The following is a 15,483-nucleotide window of genomic DNA, read 5'->3' as shown; positions in this document are numbered from 1 at the left end:
GCCGTGGCTGGCGATCTCCCAGCCGTAGTTCTGCATCGCCGCCACGACGTCGGGGTTGCGCTCCAGGGCCTGGGCGACGGCGAACACCGTCACCGGGTAGCCGAATTCCTCGAACAATCGCCGGATGCGCCAGAAGCCGGCGCGCGAGCCGTATTCGTAGAGGCTCTCCATCGACATGTGGCGCATGTCGGGGATCGGCTGGGCGCCGACCATCTCCGACAGGAAGTGCTCGGCCTGCGGGTCGCCATGCAGGACCGAGCGCTCGGCGCCTTCCTCGTAGTTGAGGACGAACTGCACGGCGACGCGGGCGCCGTTCGGCCAGGCGGCGTGGGGCGGGGTCTCGCCGTAGCCGACGAGGTTTCTTGGATAGGTCATGCGCCGCGAGCCCCCTCAGTCGCTCCGCGACAGCTCCCCCAAGGGGGGAGCATCTGGGCTCCCGCGGCATAGATCCTCCCCCCTTGGGGGAGGTGGCCCGAAGGGCCGGAGGGGGGCAGCACCGCGCTCACGAGAACACCCCCAACGCCGCGTCCACCCCAGCCCCGGCCGTGAACCCGTACCCTTCGCCGCGCAGAACCGCCTCCAGCGCCGCCAGGGTGGTCAGCACCGCGTGCTTGCGCGCGTTCACCCCCATCGCCCCGATCCGCCAGACCTTCCCCGCCAACGGGCCGAAGGCCGTGCCGATCTCGATCTCGAAGTCGGTGCGCATGCGCATCCGCACCCGGTCGCCGTCGACGCCGGACGGGATCACCACGGCGGTGACGTTGGTCATCTTGTGGGCCTTGTCGCCGTAGACGCTCAGCCCCATCGCCTCGACCCCGGCGACCACGGCCGCCCCGGCCTGGGCGTGGCGGGCGAACCGCGCCTCCAGCCCTTCCTCCAGCACCACCCGCGCGCATTCGCGGGCCGCGTAGAGCATCGAGGCGGCCTCGGTGTGGTGGTTCAGGCGCTTGTCGGACCAGTAGTCCATGATCATCGCCAGGTCGAAATAGTTGGAGGCGATGCGGCGGCCGTTGCCGGCCAGGCCCGGCGTCGCCAATCCTGGTGTAGCAAGCCCGCGCTCGACGTGGCGGCGACCGAAGATGTGGTTGGCGGCGCGGTCGGAAATGGTGATCGGGCCCGAGCCGGACGGCCCGCCCAGGCACTTCTGCAGCCCGCCGGTGACGATGTCGGCCTGCCAGGCGTCGACCGATACGCTCATGCCGCCGATCGTGGCGGTGGCGTCGACATAGAGCAGGGTGTCGTACCGTCGGCAGATCTCGCCGATCGCCTCCAGCGGCTGGGCCATGGTGGTCGAGGTGTCGCCGTGCACGCAGGCCACCAGGCGTGGCCGCACGCGCCGGACCGCGTCCTCGACGGCCTGCGGATCGACCACCGTGCCCCACGCGCCCTCGACGGTGGTGACCTTGGCGTCGCAGCGCTCGGCGATCTCGGCCAGCAACAGGCCGAACCGCCCGGCGTTGACCACCACCACCTCGTCGCCTGGGGCCAGCACCGAGACCAGCGCCGCCTCGATGGCCGCCCGCGAGGTGCCGTCGACCAGGAAGGTCTGCTGATTGGTCGTCTGGAAGACCTGGCGGTACAGGGCCATGGTCTCGTTCATGTAGCCGGTGAACTCCGGGTCGAACTGGCCCAGCAGTTGCACCGACATGGCCCGCAGCACGCGCGGATGCACGTTGATCGGACCGGGGCCCATCAGCAGGCGGGCGGGGTGGTCGAGTTCGCCGAAGGTCTGGCCAGGGGGCTGGATTGGGGTCTGGGTCATGCGCGTTCGCGTCGTTCCAGCTGGTCGATGAAATGGAGCATGGCCTGGGCCGCCAGGGCGCAATCGGCCTCCGTGACGGCTTCGCGCGGGTTGTGGCTGATGCCGCCTTCGCAGCGGATGAACAGCATGGCGGTGGGGCAGAGGTCGGCGATGACCATGGCGTCATGGCCGGCCCCGCTGGGCAGGCGGCGGGGCGGCTGGCCGGTGGCGGCGACGGCCGTCTCCAGCAACGCGGTCAGGCCGGGGTCGCAGGGGCTGGCGGCCAGGTCCTGCATCAGGGTGACGGAAACCTCCAGGCCGCGGCGGGCGGCGATGGCCTCGATCTCGGCGGTGACCGCCAGGGCGGCGGCGTCGCGGGTGGCGGCGACCTCGGACCGGATGTCCATCGAATATTCCACCGCGCCGGGAATGACGTTGAAGGCCCCGGGCAGGGCGGTGATCCGGCCGACCGTGCCGACCAGGCCGTCGTGTCCAGCTGTGCAGATCCGCTCCAGGGCCAGGATCGCCTCGGCGGCGGCGGGGCCGGGGTCCTTGCGCAGGGTCATCGGCGTGGTTCCGGCGTGGCCGGCCATGCCGGTGAACCGGACCATCAGCCGCTTCTGGGCGGCGATGGCGGTGACCACGCCCAGGGCCAGGCCCTCGGCCTCCAGCACCGGGCCCTGCTCGATATGGGCTTCCAGGAAGGCGAAGACCTCGCCGGGCTTGCGGGCGGCCTCCTCCAGGCGGGTGGGGTCCAGGCCGAAGGCGGCGAAGGCCTCGGCCAGTGAAACGCCGTCGCCGTCCGTCATCTCCATGACCATCGGATCGACCGTCCCGGCCACGGCGCGGCTGCAGGCCATGGAGGCGGGAAAGCGCGAGCCCTCCTCGTCGCCGAACGCGATCACCTCGACGGCGAATGGCAGGCGGCGGCCGGCGGCGCTCAGGGCCTCGACCACGTCGATCCCCAGCATCACCCCCAGCGCCCCGTCATAGCGGCCGCCGTTGCGGACGCTGTCGATGTGCGAGCCGATCAGCAGGGCCGGGGCGTCCGGGCTGGCGCCCTCGTAGCGGCCGACCAGGTTGCCGGCGTGGTCGCGGCGGGCGCTCATGCCGGCCTGCTCCATCCAGAAGGCCAGGGTGTCGAGCGCTTCCCTGTGGGCCGGGGTCAGGAACCGGCGCACCAGCATGCCTTCGGCCTCGCTGTAGGGCGGGACGCCCATCAGGTCGCAGCGGGCCTTGGCCCGGGTTCCAAGCTCGAAGGTTTCCGCCACCCCGTTCGGCTCCGTTGCTTGCGCTCGTCTCCCAGCCATGACGTCATGGCTAGCACCCGCCGGCTGCGAAGCCCGCGATGATCGGCCCAGCGTACGATGATCCGCCCGCCGATGCCTCGACAAGCGTCAAACCGCGCGAACGGCGCCCGAAGCTAAGTCATAAACTACTTACTTAGGTGGGGCGAGCCGGCACTTGCCCCCACCTGGCGGCTGCGCCGTCTGTCGCGGCGAGGGGCGCAGCCACACGCTCTAAACTCTTCCCCCTATGGGGGAAGACGGCCGAAGGCCCGTAGGGGGCAAATGGGGGTCAGCCCCCCGCCAGCCACCCCTCCAAATCCGCCAGCGCCCGCACGCTCATCAGCCGCTTCTTGGCGCGGCCGCGTTCCTTGAGCGGGATCTTGACGCCGTCGTCGCCGACCTTGGGGGTCTCCATCGGCGGCAACAGGCCGTAGTTGATGTTCATCGGCTGGAACGAGGTCTTGCCCAGCGCCTCGCCCTCGATGTGGCCGCCGGTCACGTGGTCGACCAGCGCGCCCAGGGCGGTGGTCGGCGGCGGGGCGGCCAGGGTCCGGCCCAGGCGTTCGGCGGCGGCGAAGCGGCCGGCCAGCAGGCCGGTGGCGGCGCTCTCGACATAGCCTTCGACGCCGGTCATCTGGCCGGCGAAGCGCAGGCGCGGCGCGACCTTCATGCGCAGGCTGCGGTCCAGCAGGCGCGGGCTGTTGATGAAGGTGTTGCGGTGCAGGCCGCCCAGCCGGGCGAACTGGGCGTTCTGCAGGCCCGGGATCATCCGGAACACCTCGGCCTGGGCGCCGTGCTTCAGCTTGGTCTGGAAGCCGACCATGTTCCACAGCGTGGCCAGGGCGTTGTCCTGGCGCAGCTGGACGATGGCGTGGGCCTTGACCAGCGGGTCGCGTGGGTTGGTCAGGCCGACCGGCTTCATCGGCCCGTGGCGCAGGGTCTCGCGGCCGCGTTCGGCCATCACCTCGATCGGCAGGCAGCCGTCGAAATAGGGCACGTGCTCCCAGTCCTTGAACTCGGCCTTGGGGCCTTCGAGCAGGGCGTCGATGAAGGCCTCGTACTCCTGCTTGTTCATCGGGCAGTTGATGTAGGCGGCCGCGTCGCCGCCGGGGCCTTCCTTGTCGTAGCGCGACTGGCGCCAGGCGATGTCCATGTCGATCGACTCGACGTGGATGATCGGGGCGATGGCGTCGAAGAAGCTGAGCTGGCCCTCGCCGCTGAGTTCCAGGATGGCGTCGGCCAGGGCCGGCGAGGTCAGGGGGCCGGTGGCCACGACCACGCTGTCCCAGTCGGCGGGTGGCAGGCCGGCGACCTCCTCGCGGGCGATGGTGATCAGCGGGTGGGCCTCGATGCGGCGGGTGACCTCGCCCGAGAAGCCGTCGCGGTCGACGGCCAGGGCCCCGCCGGCCGGCACCTGGTGCTGGTCGGCGGCCGACATGATCAGCGAGTCGCAAGCGCGCATCTCGGCGTGCAGCAGGCCCACGGCGTTGAACTGCCAGTCGTCGGAGCGGAACGAGTTGGAACAGACCATCTCGGCCAGGCCGTCGGTCTGATGGGCGTCCGTGCGGATTTTTGTTTGCCCTATCGCTTCGCTGCTTGAGGGCTCGTCGCGCCGCATCTCGTGCAGGATGACCGGGACGCCGGCCTGGGCGATCTGCCAGGCGGCCTCGGACCCGGCCAGGCCGCCGCCGATGACATGGATCGGCGGGGCGGAAGTGGAGGAAGTGCTCATGGCCGTCCTCATACCCCCGCCTGTCGCTCGGCGAAACCTGCGTGTAGGCTGACGCGAAGAGTCACGCGGCGCTCGCCTGGCGAGCGTCGGGGCGAACACTGGGGGAGGCGAACATGGCGCGATTTTCGGTGAGCGGCGCGGCGACGTCGGGGTTCGGGGTCATCGGGCGAGAGCCGGTGGCGGTGCTGACCTGGGGCGCGCTGATCCTGCTGGTCCTGATCCTGCCCTTCGCGGGCCTGGGCTGGGCGGTGGTTCCCGACTTCGTGGCCTTCGTCAAGGCGGGCGCCGCCAGCCAGGGCTCGCCGGAGATGGATCCGCAGATGATGACGCGGCTCATGCAGATGCAGACCAAGATGACGCTGTTCAACCTGGTCTACTGGCTGGGCGGAACCCTGGTGAAGGCGGTGATCGCCGCGGCGGTGTTCCGCATCGTGCTGGAGCCCGACCAGAAGGGTTTCGCCTTCCTGCGGCTGGGGGCGCAGGAGCTGTGGCTGGGCCTGGTGTTCCTGGTCATGGGCGTGCTGGCCTATCTCGTCTGCCTCGTGGCGATGCTGGCGGTCGCGATCCTCGCCGGCCTGGCCTATGTGTTCGGCGCCATGGCCAACCCCGAGGCCGGAGCCGCGTCCTGCATCCTGGTCGCCGTCCTGGCGGGCCTGGTCGCGACCGGCGCGGTGGTCTGGGCGATGCTGCGCCTGTCGATGGCCGGCCCGATGAGCTTTTCCGAGCGCAAGTTCCTGCTGTTCGAAGCGTGGCCGCTGACGCGCGGCCAGGCGTGGCCGCTGCTGGGCATGGTGTTGCTGCTGGCCCTGATCGTCATCGCCCTGGAGATGGTGGTCTATGGCGTGGCCGGCGTCGGGTTCCTGGCATTCTCCTCCACGCTGATCCCGATGTTCGAGGGATTGGCCAAGCAGCCGCCCGAGGCTTGGGTGCGGGCCCTGTGGCCGCTCGCCGCCGGGGTCGCCGTGCTGGGTTCGTTGCTGGCGGGCCCGGCCATGGCCCTGATCTTCGCGCCCTGGGCCACGGCCTATCGCGACCTGCGCGCCACCCCGGCGACCTGACGCGGCGCGGCGCCAGGGCCACGCCCGTCGAAATTCAGCGTGACAGCCGCCGCGACTCGTCGCCAAGCCGGGGTCGAACCGCTTAGACTCCGCGATTGAGCGGGGTTCGCGCGTATCGCGGACGGGAGAGGGGCTTCATGAGCGAAGGATCGGCGGCGATCGGGCGCACCGTTCGCGCCGGACTGGCCGGCTGGGCGCCAGGGATGCGGGCCTGCGGGGCCGCGCTGGCGGCCGGCGCGGTGCTCAGCCTGCTGCCTCGCGCCCTGCCGCCCGAAATCGCCTTCCTGGGTCTGGTGATCGAACTGGCCGCCGCGACCCTGGCCTACGGCGCCCTCTACCGCGCCGCCTTCGACGGTCCGCGCGGCTGGAACGGCCTGCGCTGGGGCCGCGAGGAATGGCGGCTGCTGGCCGTGCAACTGCTGATCACCGTGGTGATGACGGTGGTGATGGCGGTGCTGTTCGTGGTCATCGGCGGCGTCGCCCTGGGCGTGGCCCGCTCGACCTCGCCCGGCTTCGACGCCACCTCGGCAGAGGCCTGGCGCGCCGCGCTGTCGGGACCGGGCGCGATCCTGGCCGGCCTCGTACCTCTGGCCTCGCTGGCGCTGCTGGCCTGGGTCGGCCTGCGCCTGGCCCTGGCCCCCGCCGCGACGGTCGACCATGGCCGGATCCAGGTGCTCAGCGCCTTCGCCCTGACCCGCGGCGCGACCCTGACCCTGTTCGTGGCGGGGCTGGTGCTGATCGCGCCGGCGATCATCCTGGCCGTCGGGCTGGGCTATGCCCGCGTGCTGGTCGGCCTGACGCGCAGCGCGCCCCTGGCCCAGCTGGTCAGCGTGGGCCTGCTGTTCTTCTACCTCATCCCGGTCTGGACCGCGGCGCTGGTCGACGTCTATCGACACCAGGTCCAACCGGTCGCGACCCCTGGAACCGCCAAGCCATGACCACCTTCTCGCCCGTCGAAGCCGCCCTCGAAGGCGTCCGCATGACGCGTCGCAAGCCGCTGGTCCTGCTGGCCTGGGCGGCCTGCTATTTCGCCATGCTGGTGGTCCTGGGCCTGGTGGTCGCCTTCGCGTTCGGCGGCTCGGTGCGGACCGACCTGGCCCTGCTGTCGCGGACCAACGACCTGGGCGAGCTGGTCGGCATCGTGGCCCGCCGCCAGGGCACGCTGCTGCCGCTGATCGCCCTGGCCGTGGCCCTGCAGTCGGTGATCACCGTGGCGATCATGCGGGCGGTGGTGCGGCCCGAAGACCACCGCCTGGCTTACATGCGGGCCGGTCGGGAGGAAGCGCGGCAGTTCGTCGTCGCCCTGGTCGGCTGGGTCGTGACCATCGTCGTCACCGCCCTGCCCAGCGCCGTGCTGGTGCTGATCGGGGCCGGGCTGATCAATCTGGGCGCGGTGCAGACCAACCGCTGGGTCGAGGTGCTGGGCGCCATCGCGGTGGCCGGCCTGTCGATCTGGTTCGGCATCCGCCTGTCGCTGCTGTCGATCACCACCTTCGCCGAGGGCAAGTTGTCGCTCCGGCGGACCTGGGCGCTGACCGACCACCATTTCTGGCATCTGCTGGGCATGTACGCGGTGGCCTTCGTGATCACCTTCCTGGTCGGCCTGGCCCAGACCATCGTCGCGGGCACGATCCTGAGCCTGTCGGGCGGGGTGACCAACCTGGTCATGCTGGCCCTGACGGGCCTGGCCAACCTGCTGCTGGCGCCGTTCTTCTTCACCATCCAGATGGTGATCCTCACCGCCGCCCCGGCCCGAGCCTATTACGACCTGCACGCCAGCGAGCTGGCGCCGGCGGCCTAGGGAAGGCGTCAGACTGGGATTTCCGTCGGCGGGGCTGTCGCGGCGCCCGGAACCTTGTTAGGCGTGGTCGGAATTGACGAAGGCAGCAGGGGCGCGCGCCATGGAACAGTTTTCGGCCACCGACGCGGCGCTGTCGGGCTTTCGGCTGGCGCGCGAGCATCTGAAGACGGTGGGCGTGTGGGCGGTGCTGATGACCGTCGCCTCGCTGATCGTCAGCGTCGTCACCATCAAGCTGGCCGGTCCGCAACTGGCGGCGATGATGGAGCTGAGCAGCGAACCCAGCAGCGACCCGCAGGCCACCCTGAAGGCGATGGAGGGCATGGGCCCGCTGTTCCTGTTCTCGGCGGTCTACAGCCTGGTGATCTATTCGGTGCTGCTGGCCGGGGTGAACCGCTTGGTGCTGCGTCCGCACGACAGCGCCGGAGCCTATCTGCGCCTGGGCGCCGACGAACTGCGCCAGGCCGCCGTGCTGGTGCTGGTCAACCTGATCCTGGTCGCCGCCTATTTCGGCGCGGTGATCATCTCCGTGCTGATCGGCGGGGTCGGCGCGGCGATCGGCGGCGCCGGGCTGGGCGTGGCGCTCGGCGTGCTGACGGGCATGGCCATGGTGGCGCTGATGCTGATCCTGGCCGTGCGCCTGTCGTTCGCCGGGGTCCTGACCTTCGACACCGGCAAGGTCGACATCCGGGGTTCGTGGGCCCTGACCAAGGGCCGTTTCTGGCCGCTGTTCGGGGCCTATTTCGTGGCGCTGGTCCTGGCGATGGTGGTTTATGCCCTGCTGATGGTGATTATCGTCGTGGTCGGCGCGGGCCTGGGCGGCGGCCTCTCGGCGATGAGCGAGGCCCTCAATCCCGACATGACCTCGCTGGCGGCCTTCTTCACCCCGGCCGGCATGGTGCGGACGCTGTTCTCGGGCCTGCTGTCGGTGCTGATCATGCTGATCGTCTTCGCCCCGGCCCCGACCATCTACGCCCAGCTGCAGGGTAGGAACGTGTCGGACACCTTCGCCTAGGGGCGGGGCAGTGCGGGACTTCGCGTTCGGCCAGGCGGTCCTGGCGGGTTTCGACCTGCTGCGCCGCCGGCCGCTGGCGACCCTGGGGCTGGCGCTGGTCGGCGTGGTCGCGAGCCTCGCCGGCGGCCTGACCTCGGTCGCTTCCACCTACCTCATCATGGCGACGCCCTCGCGACCGGCCACGCCCGCCGTGATCAGCATGGTCGCGACCTTCGCCAACCTTCTGGCGTTCCTCGTGGCGATGTCGATCATCGCCGCCGCCGTCATGCGCGCGATCGGCGACGGCGAGCCGGACGGGCGGGGGCGGAGGTTCGGCGGCGACGAGGCGCGGCTGTTCGTATTGTCCCTGCTGACCCTCCCGGCGTTGTTCGCCGTGGGTCTGGCGTTCGGGGTCGGCTCGGCGCTCATGGTCTTGAACCGACCGGGCGTGACCGGGATTAGCGTTCTTACGGCCTTGCTGACGATGATCAGCGCGACAGCGGTCTTCGGCCTGGCGAGTCGGCTGTGGCTCGCGGGGCCGATGACGGCCGGGGACGGTCGATTCCGGTTCATGGCCTCGTGGCGTCTGACGCGCGGCCGGTCGTGGAAGGTCTTCGGCGCCTTCCTGGTGACGTTGCTGATGGCGGTCGGGGTCGGTGTCCTCGGAAACGTCGTCCTGACCAAGGTGATCTCGGGACTCAAGTTGACCGCCGAACTGACCTATGGCCCGACCCTGGCCCTCGCGATGATGCAGGTCATCCAGCCGACCAGGCTTGTCCATGCCCTGCTGCAGGGACTGCTTCTGGGCCTCGCCGTGGTGATCCAGGTCGCGCCGGCCGCCTACATCCATCGCCGCCTGGCCGGCGACCCGGTCACTGACCAGGCCGCCGTCTTCGACTAGGCCCGCTTGGCCGCCTTCAGCGCCGCCACCCGTTCCAGTCGCCGGTCCTCGTGGCGGGCCAGCACGTCCTTGAGGTAGCGGCCGGTCCAGCTGGCCTCGACCTTGGCCACGTCCTGGGGCGAGCCCACGGCGACGATCTCGCCGCCGCCGTCGCCGCCCTCGGGGCCGAAGTCCAGCAGCCAGTCGGCGGTCTTCACCACGTCGAGATTGTGCTCGATGACCACCACGGTGTTGCCCTGGTCGACCAGCTCGTGCAGCACCTCCAGCAGCTTCTTGGTGTCCTCGAAGTGCAGGCCGGTGGTCGGCTCGTCGAGGATGTACAGCGTCCGGCCGGTGGCCCGCTTGCTGAGCTCCTTGGACAGTTTCACCCGTTGGGCTTCGCCGCCGGACAGGGTGGTGGCCTGCTGGCCGACCTTGATGTAGCTGAGGCCGACGCGCTTGAGCGTCTCCATCTTGTCGCGGATCGGCGGCACCGCCTTGAAGAAGTCGGCGGCCTCTTCCACCGTCATGTCGAGCACGTCGGCGATGGTCTTGCCCTTGAACAGGATGTCGAGGGTCTCGCGGTTGTAGCGCTTGCCCTTGCAGACGTCGCAGGTGACGTAGACGTCGGGCAGGAAGTGCATCTCGATCTTGATCAGGCCGTCGCCCTGGCAGGCCTCGCAGCGGCCGCCCTTGACGTTGAAGCTGAAGCGGCCGGGGCCGTAGCCGCGCACCTTGCTTTCCGGCAACTGGGCGAACCAGTCGCGGATCGGCCCGAAGGCGCCGGTATAGGTGGCCGGGTTCGAGCGCGGGGTGCGGCCGATCGGCGACTGGTCGATGTCGATGACCTTGTCGAAGTTCTCCAGCCCCTCGATCCGCTCGTGCGAGGCGGGCGCATCCGAGGCGTTGTTCAGCCGCCGGGCGGCGGCCTTGTAGAGGGTCTCGATGGTGAAGGTCGACTTGCCGCCGCCGCTGACGCCGGTGATGCAGGTGAAGGTCCCGACCGGGATCTCGCCCGTCACGCCCTTGAGGTTGTTGCCGGTGGCCCCGATGACCTTCAGCATCTTCTTCTTGTTGATCGGCCGGCGGTCTTCCGGCACGGCGATTTCGCGCACGCCGGTCAGGTACTGGCCGGTGATGCTGCCCGGATTGGCCATGATGTCGGCCGGCTTGCCCTCGGCGACGATCTCGCCGCCGTGCACGCCCGCCGCCGGACCCATGTCGATCACGTAGTCGGCGGTGAGGATGGCCTCCTCGTCGTGCTCGACCACCAGCACCGAATTGCCCAGGTCGCGCAGGCCTTGCAGCGACTGCAAGAGCCGGGTGTTGTCGCGCTGGTGCAGGCCGATCGACGGCTCGTCCAGCACGTAGAGCACGCCGGTCAGGCCCGAGCCGATCTGGCTGGCCAGGCGGATGCGCTGGCTTTCGCCGCCCGACAGGGTGCCCGAGCCGCGCGACAGGTTGAGGTAGTCCAGGCCGACGTCGACCAGGAACCGCAGGCGGTCGTTGATCTCCTTCAGGATCCGCCGGGCGATCTCCATGTTCTTGTCGGACAGCTGGCCTTCGAGGCCGGCGAACCAGTCCTTGGCCGGGCGGATGGCCAGCATCGACACCTGGGCGATGTCCATGCCGGCGATCTTCACCGCCAGGGCTTCCGGCTTCAGGCGCTTGCCGTGGCAGACCTCGCAGGGGGTGTCGGACTGGTAGCGGCCCAGCTCTTCGCGGACCCAGCTGGAGTCGGTTTCGCGCCAGCGGCGCTCAAGGTTGGGCAGCACGCCCTCGAAGGGCTTGGCCACCTCGTATTTGCGGGCGTTGTCGTCATAGACGAACTTGATCTTCTCGCCCTTGGAGCCTTGCAGCACCACCTGGCGGGCGCTTTCCGGCAGCTTGTGCCAGGGCTCGTCCATCGAGAAGCCGTAGTGGCGGGCCAGGGCCTGCAGGGTCTGGGTGTAGAGCGGCGACGGGCCGCGCGACCACGGGGCCACCGCGCCCTTGTGCAGGCTCTTGTCCTTGTCGGGCACGATCAGGTCGGCGTCGAAGGCGAGTTTCGCGCCCAGGCCGTCGCAGGTGGGGCAGGCGCCCGCCGGGTTGTTGAACGAGAACAGCCGCGGCTCGATCTCGGCGATGGTGAAGCCGCTGACCGGGCAGGCGAAGCGTTCGGAGAACAGCAGCCGGCGCGGCTCCTTCTCGCCCTCCTCGACATTGGCCCATTCGGCCACCGCCAGGCCGTCGGCCAGGCGCAGGGCCTGCTCCATGGAGTCGGCCAGGCGCTGCTCCAGGCCGGGCTTGGTGACGATGCGGTCCACGACCACGTCGATGTCGTGCTTGAACTTCTTGTCGAGGACCGGCGCGTCCTCGATCGGGTAGAACTCGCCGTCGATCTTCAGCCGCTGGAAGCCGGCCTTCTGCCACTCGGCGATCTCCTTGCGGTACTCGCCCTTGCGGTCGCGGACGACGGGGGCCAGCAGGTAGAGGCGCGTGCCCTCGGGCAGGGCGGTGATCTTGTCGACCATCTGGCTGACGGTCTGGCTCTCGATCGGCAGGCCGGTGGCCGGCGAATAGGGGATGCCGACCCGCGCCCACAGCAGGCGCATGTAGTCGTGGATCTCGGTGACCGTGCCGACCGTCGAGCGCGGATTGCGCGAGGTGGTCTTCTGTTCGATCGAGATGGCCGGCGACAGGCCCTCGATCAGGTCGACGTCCGGCTTGCTCATCAGCTCCAGGAACTGGCGGGCGTAGGCCGACAGGCTCTCGACGTAGCGGCGCTGGCCCTCGGCGTAGATGGTGTCGAACGCCAGCGAGCTCTTGCCCGAGCCCGACAGGCCGGTCAGCACCACGAGCTCGCCCCGGGGGATGTCGACGCTGACGTTCTTGAGATTGTGCTCCCGCGCGCCGCGCACGCGGATGAAGTTCAGTTGTTCAGCCATGGTTTCCGGAACGCGTGAGCGAGATTTGGGGGCCGCGGGGAGGGCGCGGCGCAACGGCTATATGTAGGGTCCGGAACGGCAATTAACACAAGAACAAGATGCGAACAAATGTCGCGACGCGCGAGGCGTCGAGACTGCTGACAGTAGGTGTCAGCAGGACGCGTGCGTCAGAACCGCGCCGCCGCCAGGATCGGGCCGCCGTCCTTGCCCTGGACCAGCACCGCCGTCCGCAGGGCCGGCTCCTTCGCCGCCGGCGCGGCGAACCGCACCGGCGCGCCGTTCCAGCCGCCCAGGCGGGTCAGTTCGCGGACGACGTCGCGGTGGGGCAGGGTCTTGCCGTTGTTCTCGCCGCGCTGGATGGCGACCTGCCGGACGCGCGGGTCATAGCGCACCAGCCAGACGTCGGCCCCGGCCTTGGGGGCTCGGCCGGCCCCGATCTCGACCCGGCCCGCCGCCAGGGTCACCGTCGCGTCCATGGCCGGGCGGGCGCGGCGCAGGGCGGCGTCCACCTCGCGGGCGTTGGTTCCGATCAGGTCCTCGCGGCCCTCGACCACCATCTGCGGCGTGCCCAACTGGGCGGCCAGGCCGCGGGCGTAGGCGCGCTGGCGGTCGGTGAAGGCCGGCTGGGCGAAGGTGTCCTTCCAGCCCAGCTGGTCCCAGTAGGTGACCCCGAAACTCAGGGCCAGGACGTCGGGCCGGTCGGCGATGGCGTTGAGGTTGGCGTTGGCCGGCGGGCAGGACGAGCAGCCCTGGCTCTGGAACAGTTCGAGCACCACGGGACGCCCCGGGGCGCCGCTCGAGGCGTCATGCGGCGCGGTCAGCGCCCAGGCGCCGGCCCCGGCCGTCATCGCCGCGCCCAGGGCCAGGGCGATCCGGGTCATGCGTCGCATCGTGGTCCGCGCCATGTGTGGTTCTCCAGGAATCCTTGAACAGGAGTTCGCGGCGGCGGGCGGAAGGTTACAGCGTTCATCCCCGTTTAACCGCCTTTGGAAGCGTGGCCTTCAGCACCTGGGGTGTCTAACGGGCGCTCGGGCGGCGCGTCGGGCGCAGTCCAGCGAGGGCGACGGGCGTGGCCAAGGCGGCGGCAGCGAAGGCGAGTGGGGCGAAGGCTCCGGCGGCGGCGGCCTCCAAGGGCAAGACCGGCAAGGTCGCCAAGCCGCGCACCGGCTTCGCCGACTTCGTGACCCTGATGATCTGCATCGGCTGCACGGTCTGGGCCTTCAAGGCCATCATCGCCCTGAGCAGCCAGAGCTTCTAGTCCTGGGCTTCTAGCCTTCCGTCCTGTCGATCCGCGCCGCGTAGCAGCCGGGCCTGGCGTAGTGGGCGTGCAGGTAGGCGATCGCGGGATCGGCGAGCATGCGTGCGATCACCGGTTCGGCGACAGCGCCCTCGACCACGTCGGCGTCGCGCAGCATGCCGGCCGCGTCGAAGGCCCGCAGCGACAGCAGGCGGCGGCGCAGGGCCGGCGGCAAGGCGTCCGTGGTCGCCGTCGCCCCGGTGGCGGCTTCACGGACATAGATGGCGTGGGCCGAACGGAACGGGGTGTCGGCGGCCTGGTGTTCGTAGTTCAGCAGGATCAGCCGCTCGCCCGGCTCGGCGTCGTCAAGGGTGACGCGGCAGGGGAAGGCGAACCGGGCGTCGGCGACGACGCGCATCGCGCCGCGTTCCGCCAGGGCGGCGTCGTCGAGCGCGAACAGCGGCGCGAAGGGTTCGATCGGCAGGCTGGAGACGGCGAAGGCCATGGGGGGCTCCTTTGGTCCCGCGATGATGACGTCGGCCACGACCCGGCGACACCCGATCCTTGCGGCGCCGCCGGGGCCGTCACCGCTGTCTCAGGGCAAGGATGAACAGCACCGCCGAGAAGACAGGGGCGGCGGTGCGGACGTGGTTCCACAGCGTCCAGTCGCGCAGGTAGAGCGCCCACAGGTCGGCGGCCTGGGCCGGACCGACCGCGGCCAGTCGGTCGTTCAGCGGCACGTTGAAGACCATGGTCACCCCGAAACAACCGACCAGGTAGATCAGACTGGCGGCGAGGATCAGCGGGCCGCGGGCCTGGTCCAGATGGAAGGCCGCGCCGAGGCCCAGGATCAGGCAGACCAGCGCCGTGCCCAGGAAGGCGGTCATGAAGGCCGGGTTGATCACGGTGACGTTGATGGCGTTCATCGCGTCGACCCCCTGCTGGGGCGGCAGCCGGCCCAGCGCCGCCATCACGAAGGTCGAGAAGGCGAAGAAGACGCCGCCGACCACGCCGCTGCCGATCGCGGCGGCGAAGGTCAGGAGGACCTGGGACCGCTCAAGCATGGCTCCCTCCCCAGACGCCGGTGGCGGCCGTGCGCCGCGCATAGTCGGAGAAGTCGGTCGGCGGGCGGCCCAGGGCGCGTTGCACCCCGTCGGCCAGCGGCGTGTTGCGGCCGTCCAGCACGGTGGTGAACAGGTAGATCACCAGGTCGGTGACCTCGTCCGGGACCTGGGCCAGGACCATGCCGGCCCGGAAGTCGTCCGGCGAGACGGGAACGAAGGCGATCTCGCGCCCCGTCGCCGCGGCGATCTCGGCCACCGCCTGGGTGAAGGTCAGGGCGCGGGGGCCGGTCAGTTCGTAGAGCTGACCCGAATGGCCCGGCTGGGTCAGGGCGGCGAAGGCGACGTCGGCGATGTCCTCGGCGTCGATGAAGGGCTCGGCCGCCGGCCCGGTCGGCAGGGCGATCTCGCCGGCCAAGACCTGCTCCAGGAAGAAGTTCTCGCTGAAGTTCTGGTGGAACCAGCTGGCCCGCAGGATCGTCCAGTCGGCCCCGGAGTCCATCAGCGCCTGTTCGGCCTGCTCGGCCTCCACCTCGCCGCGGCCCGACAGCAGGACCAGCCGGGGAACGCCGCTGGCCACGGCCTGGGCGAAGAAGGCTTCGACGGTTTCCAGCGCGCCGGGAACCGCCAGGTCCGGCTGGAAGGCGACATAGACGGCGCCGACGCCGCGCAGGACCGGCCCCCAGGTGGCGCGGTCGTCCCAGTCGAAGGCCGGGTCGGCGCCGCGCGAGCCGAGGCGCACGGCGCGGCCGGGGGCCCGCAGCCG

At 70.3% G+C, this 15,483-nt stretch carries 15 protein-coding genes; 6 read left to right on the top strand and 9 right to left on the bottom strand.

Going from position 1 to position 15,483, the window contains the following annotated elements; translation table 11 throughout:
• The 4 genes from PMI01_RS05125 to trmFO form a co-directional block, all read right to left on the bottom strand.
• A partial coding sequence (locus PMI01_RS05125; RefSeq protein ID WP_007664084.1) for a polysaccharide deacetylase family protein occupies positions 1 to 375 on the bottom strand: 375 nt, incomplete at its 3' end.
• Positions 376 to 502: 127 nt separating this feature from the next.
• Positions 503 to 1,762 (bottom strand): pyridoxal-phosphate-dependent aminotransferase family protein, encoded by a 1,260-nt coding sequence (locus PMI01_RS05120; RefSeq protein WP_007664082.1) that lies wholly within the window; start codon positions 1,760 to 1,762, stop codon positions 503 to 505.
• Complete coding sequence (locus PMI01_RS05115) at positions 1,759 to 3,051, bottom strand: allantoate amidohydrolase (protein ID WP_369742979.1); 1,293 nt, start codon at positions 3,049 to 3,051, stop codon at positions 1,759 to 1,761. The genes PMI01_RS05120 and PMI01_RS05115 overlap by 4 nt, the downstream gene beginning before the upstream one ends.
• Positions 3,052 to 3,319: 268 nt before the next feature.
• Positions 3,320 to 4,762 (bottom strand): methylenetetrahydrofolate--tRNA-(uracil(54)-C(5))-methyltransferase (FADH(2)-oxidizing) TrmFO, encoded by a 1,443-nt coding sequence (trmFO, locus tag PMI01_RS05110; protein WP_007664078.1) that lies wholly within the window; start codon positions 4,760 to 4,762, stop codon positions 3,320 to 3,322.
• A gap of 113 nt (positions 4,763 to 4,875) precedes the next feature.
• Between trmFO and PMI01_RS05105 the strand changes: the two genes are divergently transcribed.
• The 5 genes from PMI01_RS05105 (at position 4,876) to PMI01_RS05085 (ending at position 9,513) form a co-directional block, all read left to right on the top strand.
• Positions 4,876 to 5,820: a hypothetical protein gene (locus PMI01_RS05105; RefSeq protein WP_007664075.1), complete on the top strand. Its 945-nt coding sequence runs from the start codon at positions 4,876 to 4,878 to the stop codon at positions 5,818 to 5,820.
• Between the two features lie 137 nt (positions 5,821 to 5,957).
• Positions 5,958 to 6,758: a hypothetical protein gene (locus tag PMI01_RS05100; protein ID WP_007664072.1), complete on the top strand. Its 801-nt coding sequence runs from the start codon at positions 5,958 to 5,960 to the stop codon at positions 6,756 to 6,758.
• Entirely contained in the window at positions 6,755 to 7,621 is an 867-nt protein-coding gene (locus PMI01_RS05095; protein ID WP_007664070.1) for a hypothetical protein, read from the top strand. Before PMI01_RS05100 ends, PMI01_RS05095 begins: the two co-directional genes overlap by 4 nt.
• Positions 7,622 to 7,721: 100 nt before the next feature.
• Positions 7,722 to 8,633 (top strand): hypothetical protein, encoded by a 912-nt coding sequence (locus PMI01_RS05090; RefSeq protein WP_007664069.1) that lies wholly within the window; start codon positions 7,722 to 7,724, stop codon positions 8,631 to 8,633.
• Between the two features lie 10 nt (positions 8,634 to 8,643).
• A complete protein-coding gene (locus PMI01_RS05085; protein ID WP_007664067.1) occupies positions 8,644 to 9,513 on the top strand; it encodes a hypothetical protein in 870 nt (289 codons plus the stop codon).
• Here PMI01_RS05085 and uvrA read toward each other — a convergent pair.
• Together uvrA and PMI01_RS05075 are read right to left on the bottom strand one after the other, a co-directional pair.
• On the bottom strand, positions 9,510 to 12,419 hold the full coding sequence (gene uvrA, locus PMI01_RS05080; protein WP_007664065.1) for an excinuclease ABC subunit UvrA: 2,910 nt from the start codon (positions 12,417 to 12,419) through the stop codon (positions 9,510 to 9,512). The genes PMI01_RS05085 and uvrA overlap by 4 nt on opposite strands.
• 167 nt (positions 12,420 to 12,586) lie before the next feature.
• On the bottom strand, positions 12,587 to 13,324 hold the full coding sequence (locus PMI01_RS05075; protein ID WP_007664063.1) for a DUF1223 domain-containing protein: 738 nt from the start codon (positions 13,322 to 13,324) through the stop codon (positions 12,587 to 12,589).
• Positions 13,325 to 13,488: 164 nt separating this feature from the next.
• Between PMI01_RS05075 and PMI01_RS05070 the strand changes: the two genes are divergently transcribed.
• The gene (locus PMI01_RS05070) at positions 13,489 to 13,677 is read left to right on the top strand and encodes a hypothetical protein (RefSeq protein ID WP_007664061.1); all 189 of its coding nucleotides are present in this window, start codon (positions 13,489 to 13,491) and stop codon (positions 13,675 to 13,677) included.
• A gap of 10 nt (positions 13,678 to 13,687) precedes the next feature.
• Here PMI01_RS05070 and PMI01_RS05065 read toward each other — a convergent pair whose 3' ends face one another.
• The 3 genes from PMI01_RS05065 to PMI01_RS05055 form a co-directional block, all read right to left on the bottom strand.
• Complete coding sequence (locus PMI01_RS05065) at positions 13,688 to 14,161, bottom strand: DUF1203 domain-containing protein (protein ID WP_007664059.1); 474 nt, start codon at positions 14,159 to 14,161, stop codon at positions 13,688 to 13,690.
• Between the two features lie 79 nt (positions 14,162 to 14,240).
• Positions 14,241 to 14,720 carry an anthrone oxygenase family protein gene (locus PMI01_RS05060; RefSeq protein ID WP_007664051.1) on the bottom strand — a complete coding sequence of 160 codons (480 nt, stop codon included), beginning with the start codon at positions 14,718 to 14,720 and terminating at the stop codon, positions 14,241 to 14,243.
• Positions 14,713 to 15,483, bottom strand: a 771-nt coding sequence (locus tag PMI01_RS05055; RefSeq protein WP_007664047.1) for an NAD(P)H-binding protein, incomplete at its 5' end; no start/stop codon positions are given. The genes PMI01_RS05055 and PMI01_RS05060, both read right to left, overlap by 8 nt.

It is taken from the genome of Caulobacter sp. AP07, from assembly GCF_000281955.1.
Taxonomy (GTDB): Bacteria; Pseudomonadota; Alphaproteobacteria; order Caulobacterales; family Caulobacteraceae; genus Caulobacter.
The sequence above is the reverse complement of the archived record's forward strand: the minus strand, read 5'-3'. Positions and strand labels throughout refer to the sequence as shown.

Coding starts and splice junctions, on each gene's coding strand:
- PMI01_RS05120 (WP_007664082.1), bottom strand. CDS start 1,762: ATGACCCAGACCCCAATCCAGCCCCCTGGCCAGACCTTCGGCGAACTC.
- PMI01_RS05115 (WP_369742979.1), bottom strand. CDS start 3,051: ATGGCTGGGAGACGAGCGCAAGCAACGGAGCCGAACGGGGTGGCGGAA.
- trmFO (WP_007664078.1), bottom strand. CDS start 4,762: ATGAGCACTTCCTCCACTTCCGCCCCGCCGATCCATGTCATCGGCGGC.
- PMI01_RS05105 (WP_007664075.1), top strand. CDS start 4,876: ATGGCGCGATTTTCGGTGAGCGGCGCGGCGACGTCGGGGTTCGGGGTC.
- PMI01_RS05100 (WP_007664072.1), top strand. CDS start 5,958: ATGAGCGAAGGATCGGCGGCGATCGGGCGCACCGTTCGCGCCGGACTG.
- PMI01_RS05095 (WP_007664070.1), top strand. CDS start 6,755: ATGACCACCTTCTCGCCCGTCGAAGCCGCCCTCGAAGGCGTCCGCATG.
- PMI01_RS05090 (WP_007664069.1), top strand. CDS start 7,722: ATGGAACAGTTTTCGGCCACCGACGCGGCGCTGTCGGGCTTTCGGCTG.
- uvrA (WP_007664065.1), bottom strand. CDS start 12,419: ATGGCTGAACAACTGAACTTCATCCGCGTGCGCGGCGCGCGGGAGCAC.
- PMI01_RS05075 (WP_007664063.1), bottom strand. CDS start 13,324: ATGGCGCGGACCACGATGCGACGCATGACCCGGATCGCCCTGGCCCTG.
- PMI01_RS05065 (WP_007664059.1), bottom strand. CDS start 14,161: ATGGCCTTCGCCGTCTCCAGCCTGCCGATCGAACCCTTCGCGCCGCTG.
- PMI01_RS05060 (WP_007664051.1), bottom strand. CDS start 14,720: ATGCTTGAGCGGTCCCAGGTCCTCCTGACCTTCGCCGCCGCGATCGGC.